The 10221-nt window shown below is 58.6% G+C and carries 9 protein-coding genes and 1 pseudogene; 7 read left to right on the forward strand and 3 right to left on the reverse strand.

Annotated features, from left to right (window positions below; all coding sequences use genetic code 11):
• Positions 1 to 132: 132 nt before the first annotated feature.
• The 3 genes from BLR34_RS14590 (at position 133) to BLR34_RS14600 (ending at position 3322) form a co-directional block, all read left to right on the forward strand.
• The gene (locus BLR34_RS14590) at positions 133 to 1110 is read left to right on the forward strand and encodes a hypothetical protein (protein ID WP_092704342.1); all 978 of its coding nucleotides are present in this window, start codon (positions 133 to 135) and stop codon (positions 1108 to 1110) included.
• Positions 1111 to 1207: 97 nt separating this feature from the next.
• A complete protein-coding gene (locus tag BLR34_RS14595) occupies positions 1208 to 2221 on the forward strand; it encodes an alkaline phosphatase family protein (protein ID WP_092704344.1) in 1014 nt (337 codons plus the stop codon).
• 6 nt (positions 2222 to 2227) lie between these two features.
• Positions 2228 to 3322, forward strand: a complete 1095-nt coding sequence (locus BLR34_RS14600) for a glucosamine inositolphosphorylceramide transferase family protein (RefSeq protein ID WP_092704346.1) — start codon at positions 2228 to 2230, stop codon at positions 3320 to 3322.
• A 23-nt stretch (positions 3323 to 3345) separates the two neighbouring features.
• Here the strand turns inward: BLR34_RS14600 and BLR34_RS17280 are convergent, their stop codons facing one another.
• Positions 3346 to 4782, reverse strand: coding sequence for a hypothetical protein (locus BLR34_RS17280; protein ID WP_218120905.1), 1437 nt, complete (start codon positions 4780 to 4782; stop codon positions 3346 to 3348).
• Positions 4783 to 4874: 92 nt separating this feature from the next.
• Here BLR34_RS17280 and BLR34_RS14610 point away from each other — a divergent pair, with 92 nt between their 5' ends.
• Genes BLR34_RS14610 through BLR34_RS14625 form a run of 4 tightly spaced genes read left to right on the forward strand, consistent with a single transcriptional unit; the run spans position 4875 to position 8858 of the window.
• On the forward strand, positions 4875 to 5459 hold the full coding sequence (locus BLR34_RS14610; RefSeq protein WP_092704348.1) for an acyltransferase: 585 nt from the start codon (positions 4875 to 4877) through the stop codon (positions 5457 to 5459).
• A complete protein-coding gene (locus BLR34_RS14615) occupies positions 5456 to 6547 on the forward strand; it encodes a DegT/DnrJ/EryC1/StrS family aminotransferase (protein ID WP_092704350.1) in 1092 nt (363 codons plus the stop codon). The genes BLR34_RS14610 and BLR34_RS14615 overlap by 4 nt, the downstream gene beginning before the upstream one ends.
• Positions 6544 to 7515 carry a Gfo/Idh/MocA family protein gene (locus BLR34_RS14620; RefSeq protein ID WP_092704352.1) on the forward strand — a complete coding sequence of 324 codons (972 nt, stop codon included), beginning with the start codon at positions 6544 to 6546 and terminating at the stop codon, positions 7513 to 7515. The genes BLR34_RS14615 and BLR34_RS14620 overlap by 4 nt, the downstream gene beginning before the upstream one ends.
• Positions 7512 to 8858 (forward strand): nucleotide sugar dehydrogenase, encoded by a 1347-nt coding sequence (locus BLR34_RS14625; RefSeq protein WP_092704354.1) that lies wholly within the window; start codon positions 7512 to 7514, stop codon positions 8856 to 8858. The genes BLR34_RS14620 and BLR34_RS14625 overlap by 4 nt, the downstream gene beginning before the upstream one ends.
• 9 nt (positions 8859 to 8867) lie before the next feature.
• Here the strand turns inward: BLR34_RS14625 and BLR34_RS14630 are convergent, their stop codons facing one another.
• Together BLR34_RS14630 and BLR34_RS14635 are read right to left on the reverse strand one after the other, a co-directional pair.
• Positions 8868 to 9569, reverse strand: a complete 702-nt coding sequence (locus tag BLR34_RS14630; RefSeq protein ID WP_092704356.1) for a polysaccharide deacetylase family protein — start codon at positions 9567 to 9569, stop codon at positions 8868 to 8870.
• Between the two features lie 268 nt (positions 9570 to 9837).
• Positions 9838 to 10221, reverse strand: a pseudogene (locus BLR34_RS14635) (IS5/IS1182 family transposase); the annotation flags it as partial.

A 10221-nucleotide genomic window follows, 5' to 3' on the forward strand; every position in this document is an offset into this window, starting at 1 on the left:
TAATTAGCCGGTTCGCCCAACGGGCAACCTCTCGGTTGGTTGCGGTCACCGCCATCTGTACTCGGCGGAATCACCGATACGAGATACCCCCTGACTTATTAATTTCCAAGATAGAGGACGGTTATACAGTCAATGTTGCCAGAGCGATACTCTCTAGAGAACTTCGAGCGGGCACTCAGGGACCCAGAGCACTTCCACGAAGAGTTGCGACGAGTCAACAGAGCACTAAACAGCCGCCTGTACGCGGGACGCTACGCGGATGCGTTCGATGTGATGGAGGAGGACTGGGACAACCTGATTATTCTCGACGGGTGCCGGTACGATATATTCAAATCAGTTAGCACCATCGAGGGAGACCTGTCGCGCATCGTCTCTCAGGGAGGGCACAGTTTCGAGTTCATGGAGAAAACCTTCTCTGGCCACCAGTTTCACGACACCGTCTACATTACCTCGAATCCCTGGATAGAGCATTTCGAGGACAACATCTTCTTCGCACGGCGAACCACCTACGACGAGGAGAATCAGAGCGGGGAGCGACGGCGGCCCGAGGACGTCCTCGAACTCGCACTGGAAACGTTCGAGGAGTACCCGGACAAACGCTACATCGTTCACTTCATGCAGCCAAACAACCCCTACGTGGGCCAGCGTGCGGAGGAACTTCGAGCGCGGTTACTTGAGGAGGAGTCTCTGGCACTGACCGAGTTACACCCTCACCGCGCGACTGACAGCAGTGGAGAGATAACGGAACTTCCTCACCTCCGCCGGGCGTATAAGAACGGGTATATCTCCCGTGACGAGATGATGGGCATCTACCGCGAGAACCTCGAGATAGCGCTTGAACATGCGGAACACGTGATGGAAGAACTCGGCGGGAAGTCGGCTATCACAGCCGACCACGGGGACATGTTCGGGGAGCGCCTTCCGCCGCTGTACCTGCGCGAATTCTCACACTGGAAGTACACATACTCCAAGCAGTTACGGAACGTGCCGTGGCTGGTCACCGAGCGGGGAGCGCGTCGGGAGGTTGTGACGGAACAACCTGTAGAGAACAATCGACTCCAGGAGCGTGACGTCGAAGAACATCTGCGGTCGATGGGATATCTCTCCTGACCGTCAAGGTCGCTCTTTTCTGAGGAACGACATGCTTTACTGGAGGGGAGAAGAAGGTGGAATATCCATCCGACGAGCTCACAGATACAACTGAACAATGATAATTAACAAGGAAAATATACGGAAGGGGATCCAGAACCCGAGACAAGGCGTCGCCTTCCTTGCAAACTATCTGAAACGCTACTACAATCCAATCAACCTCTCGGAGACGATCCTATCGGTAGGTGTCAACTCGCGGATTTCGCGGGGAACACACGTGCTGGAATGTGATTGGGATTTGCTAATTATCCTCGACACCTGTCGAGTCGACGCCATGGAACGCGTCGCACCGGAGTACGAGTTCATCGATGAGGTAGACAGAGTCTGGTCGCGGGGCGGTAGCTCACCCGAGTGGATTGCACAGACGTTCGACGCCGAATATCGAGATATTCTGCAAAACACGGCGCTTCTCACGGCCAACCCGAAGTCCGAGGTAGTCCTCGAAGACCGCGAGTACGTGCCAGAGAAACACACCGTCCACCACAAGCGACTGTTCCGATACGGCAAGTGGAACCTGATAGAAGTGGAGGATTTGGCGCGGTACGAACGCCTCTGGAAGTTCGAGCCAAGAGAAGCCGATGGCGAAGCGGTCCACACGGCGACGCCACCTCGCGTCGTCACGGACCGGGGGATCGAAGCCATGCGAAATGGGGACTACGAGCGGGTCATCCTTCACTACATGCAGCCACACTACCCGTACATATCGAATGCAATAACAGAAAGTCGTCAACTATGTGACTTTGAAATGAAACCCTCCGCTATGAAAAAGCACGGGAGAGAGAAAGTCTATCAAGCGTATCTTGATGACCTGCGCTACGTACTCAGTGATGTCTCACTCTTGCTGGAGAACGTCGACGCAGAGAAGGTCGTTCTGTCGGCCGACCACGGCGACGCCTTCGGTGAGTACTGGATGTACGGGCACGACCCCGGTCGTATCCACCCTGACGTACGATACGTGCCGTGGGTGGAAACCTCCGCAGAAGATACAGGGTCATACGAACCCGAGACAGAACCTGTCGAGACGAAGAACGTGTCCACAAAAGATCAACTTCGCGATCTGGGATACCTCTAATAGATCATGCGTTCTACGAGGAAAGAACGGCTGAAAGCGTACCTGGCGCGGTCGAAGCTTCTCCGGGCATCCTACTGGAAAGCCAGGCGGACGCAGTCGAAAGTTGCTAGGGGCCTCCACAGCAAGCGCCAGCCCGATTCACAGCAGTTTGACTCCTTTGCGAAGCTTGATGGGGAATCTGATTCCGAGGAAAATCCGGCCACACCCATCGTAACGGATGAGTACGAACTGCGACCCCATCCCGACGCGTCTAACCCCGTCCTCACGCACGCTGACGTGCCGTTCCGACTGGCCAACTTCGTCGCCGACCCTTTCGTTGTTTTCGAGGACGGCGTATATCACATGTTCTTCGAGATAAAGGACGTAGCCCGTCAGGTCTACATTGCCCATGCATACAGCCACGACGGTCTAGAGTACACGTACAACGACGTCGTCATCCACCCGGAAACGGCACAGCACACGTATCCGATGGTATTCGAACACGACGGGGAGTGGCTGATGGTCCCCTCCCCCGGACCAGGTGTGAAAGGAGAGTTTCAAATCTACCGTGCCACGTCTTTCCCGACCGACTGGGAACTCATTAAAGTGCCTCTTAAGACGGGCGTTCGACAGGATCCGACCCTGTTCCAGTATGACAGCAGGTGGTACTTACTATTCCAGGATACCGATCAGATGGACATTGAACTCTACCACGCCGAAACCCTACTTGAGGGGAACTGGCAGAGACACCCCGCAAGCCCGGTGTTCTGCAACGATTCCGAGAAGTTACGGCAGTGCTCTATCGGTAGTGCCGAGAACGTCCCCTCTGGGTACCCGCTGGTACACGACGGTGGTGTCGACATATTCTTCCGTCGCCATACGGTTCCCGACCTGCGCCACTACCGGATAACGAAACTGAATGAGACCAGCTTCGTTCACGAACAGGTGAATCCGGAGGGTCCGTTCCGAGACACCGACCGCGACCTGTGGAACGAGCAATTCATCCACACTGTCAACCCAGTGTACCCGTTTGACCACGGGCGGAACATAGTCGCAATAGACGGTCTACCGTCAGATTCGTACACGTGGAGTATCGGAATTTTCGCGGCCGTATCCCGATAGCCGGTTGTTGGGGGGTGCGGATGCTATCGGCCCGAATCATCTTGTCCGGTTCGTAACCTACAGATTTCCTCGGTTATATTGTCGATGGCATTGGAACGGAATAGATACTCACTGCGTTCGAACTGAGTGGCGCCGCCCTCTCCGAGTTCCTTCTCCAGGTCGTCGACGGACGAGACGACGGTTGCAAACTCTTTTTCGACGAGGTACTCCATCACTTCGAGACCAGCCAGATCCACAAGATAAGTATCGAGACCGAACTGCAATCCCTCGTAGATAGCCGTCGAGTATACGCCGACCTGTACGGTAGAGCTAGCGAATAGGTCGTATAGAGGGCGAGAGTTGTCACTCACAACGGTTATATCAGAATCAGCCAACCAGGGATACTTCCGTTCCCAATGGTTGTTCTCGGCAGGATGAGGTTTGTAAACAATGTCGAAGCCAATCTCCCGCTCGCTTAGCTCAGCAGCGAACTTAGACAGCTCGGGCCCGATGGTTGGTTGTGAAATAAATATAATCTGGGAATTCTCTGTAACATCAGTGTACTGTTGACTCTCAGATTCGAGGTATGGGTAACCCACGGGATAAATATGGTCTCGGTCGATTGGATAGCTTACACACTCATCCCAGTACTCGCCAAACGTGAGAAGATAGTCCGGAAAGAGCGTTTTCTGGCTGTCTCCAGGATAATGGTATCCAGGATGGTATTCGTGGATGACACCGTGTTGTAACTCAGCAACCGGAACATTATTTTGCTTGCATGCCCAGATAAAGGATTCTTTGCCGTACGAACACGAGAGTAGTGCAAGTTCTGGATTGGTCCGCCTAATCAGGATATCGAACAGGGGCTTTCTGATCTTTGCTTTGATGACTCTCCGCTTGGCTAGATTCTTAATATCCGGCGATACGCCGAACGTATCTGTAATAGTAGTCTCTATGTCAGCAATCAACTCGTAGTCTTCATTCGAAAAGTCCGCATCGACGAGACCAAGTTTCTCACAGATGACACCAGAGTATTGGATGAAGTCGATGTACTTGAGATTGTCAGTCCTGGGCGGGGTTCTGTGTGTGTTCTGGTATGGCTTCTCGACGTGAAGATAATCGAGGTTCGTTTCCTCATAGAGAGGGTCAAAGTAGATGTCCCACCAGTATCCATTGTCCTGCTGCTTCCGTCGCGACGAACCGTAGCTGAGGACGGTACAGTCGCCGAAGAAGGGATTCCGGAGAACGATGTTCCGGCCCCAGAGGTAGCCGCCCTTAAGCGACGTCTGTACGCCGCCTTCGGTACTGGACTCTGAATCGCCCGATGAACTGACAACCTGGAATAATTTCCGGTGTGTCGGAGCACGGATGTAATCCCAGACGGGAACGTCATCAACGACCCAGTCAGACAGATCCAGACGAGTTTCGAGGTCGAACAGAAACTCACTCACGTCGTCGTATCTCACGTCCGCTTCGGACATCGTACGGAGAACGTCGCGGTGAGAGTACAAAATAAGTGGTCGTTTCGTCCGGAGTGTACACGATTTTACGTCCACGACGCGGATGGGGACATATGCAAAACGCCATTGTCGGGACCAACTGTACAATAGACGAGGGCGTCACGCTCGGCTACGAGTACGACCCCGAAAGCGAGCCCGCCAAGCTCGGCGACGACGTGACGCTCCGTGCTGGTGCCACGATTTACACCGACGTCACCCTCAACGACGGTGTCCAGACGGGCCACGACGTGCTCGTCCGCGAGCAGACGGAAATCGGGGCGGGGACGGTCATCGGGACGAAGACCGTCATCGACGGATACACCGACATCGGCGAACACGTGAGCCTCCAGACGGGTGTGTACGTGCCATCAGAGACCACCATCGAAGACGAAGTCTTTGTCGGTCCGAACGCAGTGCTGACGAACGACCCCTATCCTGTCCGACAGGACACTGATCTGGAGGGCCCCACAGTGAAGAAATCAGCCACCATCGGTGCCAACGCAACCGTCAACCCCGGCGTCACCGTCGGTAAACGGGCGTTCATCGCCTCTGGTGCGGTCGTTACCGAGGACGTACCACCCAACACACTGGCCGTCGGCGTACCAGCAGAGTTTAAACCGCTCCCGGAAAAACTACAGGGCAAGAACGACCTCCGATGATTCCGATTGCGAACCCACAGATAGAAACAGCGGAACACGAAGCAGTTGCCGACGTGCTCGACTCGGGAATGCTGGCCGACGGCCCGGAGGTCCGCGCCTTCGAGGAGGAGTTCGCCGACCTCTGTGGCGTCGACCACGCGGTCGCCACCGGGAACGGGACGATGGCGCTGCACGCGGCGCTCGAAGCGCTCGGTCTCGGCGAGGGTGACAGGGTGCTGACGACGCCGTTCTCGTTCATATCCAGCGCCAACGCGATCCAACTCGTGGGCGCGGAGCCGGTCTTCGCCGACGTGCACCCGCACACGTACAACCTGGACCCCGACTCGGTCCGCGAGGTGCTGGAAACCGAGCGCGTCGACGCGGTTCTCGTGGTCCACCTCTACGGGCTGCCGGCGGACCTCGACGCGCTGGTCGACATCGCCGACGACCACGACGTCCCCCTCGTCGAGGACGCCGCACAGGCCCACGGCGCGACCGGCGACGGCGAGCGCGTGGGCGCGATCGGTGACGTCGGCTGTTTCTCCTTCTACCCGACGAAGAACATGACCACCGGCGAGGGCGGGATGATCACCACCGACGACAAGGAGATAGCGAAGCGGGCAGCCTCGTTCGCCAACCACGGCCGCTCCCAGGAAGGGGGGAGCTACGAGCACGTTCGCCTCGGACACAACTTCCGGATGAACAGCATCGCGGCCGCGCTAGGGCGGGTACAACTCGAACGGTTGTCGGAGTTCAACGAGCGCCGTCGGGAGAACGCGGCGGCGTTGACCGACGGGCTCGAATCAACCTCGGTCACGACCCCGGTCGAACCCGAGGGGCGGACCCACGTCTACCACCAGTACACGATTCGCTACGAGGACCGCGACGGGCTACAGGAACACCTCAAAGAGCACGGCGTCGGGAGCGGCGTGTACTACCCGATCTGTATCCACGAGCAGCCCGCCTACGACCACGTCAGCGACGACGCACCGGTCGCCGAGCGGGTCAGCCGGGAGGTGCTCTCGCTGCCGGTCCACCCGAACGTCGACGAGGACGACATCGAGACCATCGTCGACGCGGTCCGGTCGTACACGGAGGGCGAGCGATGACGAACGTCGGCGTCATCGGCGTCGGGAGCATGGGGAGCAACCACGCCCGGGTCTACAGCACGCTACCCGAGGTTGACCTCGTCGGCGTCGCGGACGCGGACGAGGAGCGCGCCGCCGAAGTCGCCGAACGGTACGAAACCACAGCGCTTGACCGGAGATCCCTCATCGAGCGGGCCGACGCGGTGTCTATCGTCGTCCCCACCCGGTTTCACTACGAGATAGCCCGCGAATGTATCGAGGCCGGGGTGGACGTGCTCGTCGAGAAGCCGTTCGTCGACGACCCCGAGCGCGGCGAGGAACTCGTCGAACTGGCCGAGCGCGAGGGCGTCGTGGTCCAGGTCGGCCACATCGAACGGTTCAACCCCGCCGTCCTCGCGCTGGAGGACGTACTCGCGGACAAGGAAGTACTCGCCTACGAGGTTCGCCGCCTCGGTCCGGACCCCGGTCGGGACATCCAGGACTCGATCGTGACCGACCTGATGATTCACGACATCGACATCGTCCGGACGCTCGCGGGTGAAGCGCCCGCGAGCATCGACGGAGTCGGTCGGTCCGATGGGAAACACGCGACGGCGACGCTGACGTTTCCCGACGGGTCGATGGCGACGCTGACGGCGAGCCGGGTCACCCAGCGGAAGATTCGGGAGCTCGGCATCGCGACCGACGAGGGGTACGTGAGCGTCGACTACCTCGACCGGCGCATCGAGATTTACCGCGGGTCGATGAAACAGCTCATCGACCACGAGGGCGAGGGCCGGTATCGACACGAGAGCGTCATCGAACGCCCCTTCGTCGAGAACACGGAACCGCTGAAGAAGGAACTCGACGCGTTCGTCGAGGGGGTTCGAGACACCCGTCAGTCGGCGATTCCGCCCGAGGACGGGCTCGCTGCTGTTCGTCTCGCCAAGGAGATCGAGCGCAACGCGTTCCCCGACGGGACGACACGAGAGGACGCTACTGACGAATGAAACTCTACGACACAGAGCGGTCCGAGGAGGAGCGACGTACCGCCTTCCGGAACGGGGACGTTCCGGTTGCAGTGTACGGTCTCGGGAAGATGGGGCTCCCGCTCGCGGCGGTCTACGCGGACGTGAGCAGGAACGTCCGCGGTGTCGACATCGACCCGGATGCCGTCGAGACGATCAACGCGGGGCGGACACCGTTCGACCACGAGCCGGGCCTGGACGACCTGGTCGCCGAGACGGTGGACGCAAACGCGTTACGCGCAACGACGGAGGCGAGACAGGCCGCGAGCGAAGCGGCAGTTCACGTCATCATCGTTCCAACGCTCGTCACGGACGAGAAAGAACCCGACCTCTCGACCGTCGAGGCCGTCGTCTCGGACATCGCCGCAGGTATCGAAGCGGGTGACCTGGTTGTCGTCGAGTCGACAGTGCCCCCGGGAACGTGCAAGACAGTGATCGCACCGATGATCAAGGCCGAGAGCGACTTGACCAGCGGGGAGTTCGGCGTCTCCTTCTGTCCCGAACGAACCCACAGCGGGCGAGCGCTGGAGGACGTCCGTGGGAGTTACCCGAAAGTCGTCGGCGGTATCGACGACGAGAGCACGCGCGCCGCCACCGCCATCTACCGCGAGATAACGACCAACGAAATCACGCCGACAGGCGACGCGACGACAGCGGAGGCCGTCAAGATATTCGAGGGAATCTACCGTGACGTCAACATCGCGCTCGTCAACGAGTTCGCCAAATCGGCCGACGATACCGGGATAAACGTTCTCGAAGCCATCGACGTGGCAAACGAAGTGCCGTACGTGGATTTACACGACCCGGGAGCGGGAGTGGGCGGTCACTGTATCCCCTACTATCCCTACTTTTTCACCAGCGGATACGACGGGCCGAGCGACCTGACACGGACGGCGCGGGAAATCAACGATTCGATGCCGCTGTTCGCCGTCGACAAACTCCTCGAAGGGCTTACGGAGAAAGGAACGACCCTCGCGGATGCGACAGTCGTCGTGTTGGGTGTGACCTATCGGCCGGGCGTCGACGAGATTCGGCACACCCCCGCGATGCCAATCGTGGACCGCCTCGCTGGACAGAGCGACTCCGTGTACGTTGTCGATCCCGTAACCGACAACTTCGACCCCTTCGAGGGCGCACAGCCGCTGGGTCTGGAGAACCTCTCCGACGTGGACCCGGACGCGGTCGTGCTGGTTACCGCTCACGACGAGTTCGGAACCATCGACTGGAACCAGTTCGAAGAACTCGTCATCGTGGACGGCCGGGATGCGGTCTATCCCGATACCGACGACCACTGGTTGTACAGAATCGGCCAGGGACGCCGCTAGAACTGGGAGTCACTCGACGAACTGTTCGTCGATATAGGTGCGGATGCGGTCGAACTGTGAATCGCGAGTTTCAGCGAGCCGTTCTTCGAACGTCGCATCGCTCTCGGCCCAGAGACTGGGGTGAGTCAGGAGTTGACAGCGGTTCGGGATTCCCTCGGGGAACGGGGGCTCACTCCGCCACCGCTGGCTCGAATCTGCGACGTACGCAATTTCCTCGAAGTACGCCGGTTCGTAGACGTGTCGGAACGGCCCGAACTCACGCCCGAGCACCCATTCCGGCGGGATGTGAAACGAAATAACGGTGGAGACGGGTTGAACGATGTTCCGAAGAATCGTGAGCTCCCGCCGGATTTCCTCGACCAGCGACTCCTCGTCCGGTTCGGTTTGCCAGTACTTGTGTGTGCCAAAGTGGAGTCCGATCCGGTGTCCCATTTCCCGAATCTCCCGAAGAATGTCGACGTTCTCACCGAACTGGAGGTTGTACAGGGGAGAACCGAGCAGGAAGAAGTACGTCGATTCGATACCGTACTCCGATTCGATTTCGGCCATCTCGAGGGCGCGCTCCGGCGACAGGTCGACGTCGTGGCGGAGCAGGATACTCGAATCGCTCATCGGGTCCCCGTACCCCACGAACTCGTACCCACAGTCGACCAGGTCGTCGAGAATGTCCCTGTAGACATCGTACGTATACCGGATACCGTGGTCAGTCACGGAAACCACGCTCCAGGAACGAGCGACCGGAGACGTTCATGGAGCCTTTTCGACTGGAGGGGTCAACTAGTTTTTGAACTAAACCGACAGGCGGCAGGGATGTTGTCTGAAATCGGTACCGGAACCCATGGGGCCGTTTTTCAATGCGCGTCTTCCAGTGGTGAGAGAGAGCATCTGTGTGATGATTTGGAAGGTGCCGAACTTTCGGTCTAGAGCAGTTGATACGGTAAAAATTCTGCTCTATTGAAAATGCAGGACGGGAGTCGGATCATAGCGTTTTGGCGAGTTTCTTGAGGTTGTTGAGCGCGAACAGGAGGACGATCTCACGGAACTGGCGGTACCAGAACCGCGAACGCAGGGCGGAGTCCTGCGTTCGCTTGACCGTCGAGTAGGACGTTTCTGCCATCCATCGCTGCGTGTAGCTTTTCTCCCGGATGAGCGCGTTATTCGCAGTTGCCATCAGCGACGATCCGCGGTAGTGAACAAGGTACTCGACGTCGTGTGCAGCGATTTCGTATTCCGTGTGCCAGTCCTGGAACCCATTGTCAGCAGCCACGGCCCGCAGGTCGTCCGCGTTCCGGCGGACGACCCGCGGGCCAGCCTTCGTATCGTGTTCACGCTCGATACAGCAGTGCACGTCCAGCACCGCCAA

The organism is Halovenus aranensis (genome assembly GCF_900100385.1).
Classification (GTDB): domain Archaea; phylum Halobacteriota; class Halobacteria; order Halobacteriales; family Haloarculaceae; genus Halovenus; species Halovenus aranensis.

Excerpts from the sequence above, each read along its gene's own strand:
- BLR34_RS14590 (WP_092704342.1), top strand. The coding sequence starts at position 133 with ATGTTGCCAGAGCGATACTCTCTAGAGAACTTCGAGCGGGCACTCAGG.
- BLR34_RS14595 (WP_092704344.1), top strand. The coding sequence starts at position 1,208 with ATGATAATTAACAAGGAAAATATACGGAAGGGGATCCAGAACCCGAGA.
- BLR34_RS14600 (WP_092704346.1), top strand. The coding sequence starts at position 2,228 with ATGCGTTCTACGAGGAAAGAACGGCTGAAAGCGTACCTGGCGCGGTCG.
- BLR34_RS17280 (WP_218120905.1), bottom strand. The coding sequence starts at position 4,782 with ATGTCCGAAGCGGACGTGAGATACGACGACGTGAGTGAGTTTCTGTTC.
- BLR34_RS14610 (WP_092704348.1), top strand. The coding sequence starts at position 4,875 with ATGCAAAACGCCATTGTCGGGACCAACTGTACAATAGACGAGGGCGTC.
- BLR34_RS14615 (WP_092704350.1), top strand. The coding sequence starts at position 5,456 with ATGATTCCGATTGCGAACCCACAGATAGAAACAGCGGAACACGAAGCA.
- BLR34_RS14620 (WP_092704352.1), top strand. The coding sequence starts at position 6,544 with ATGACGAACGTCGGCGTCATCGGCGTCGGGAGCATGGGGAGCAACCAC.
- BLR34_RS14625 (WP_092704354.1), top strand. The coding sequence starts at position 7,512 with ATGAAACTCTACGACACAGAGCGGTCCGAGGAGGAGCGACGTACCGCC.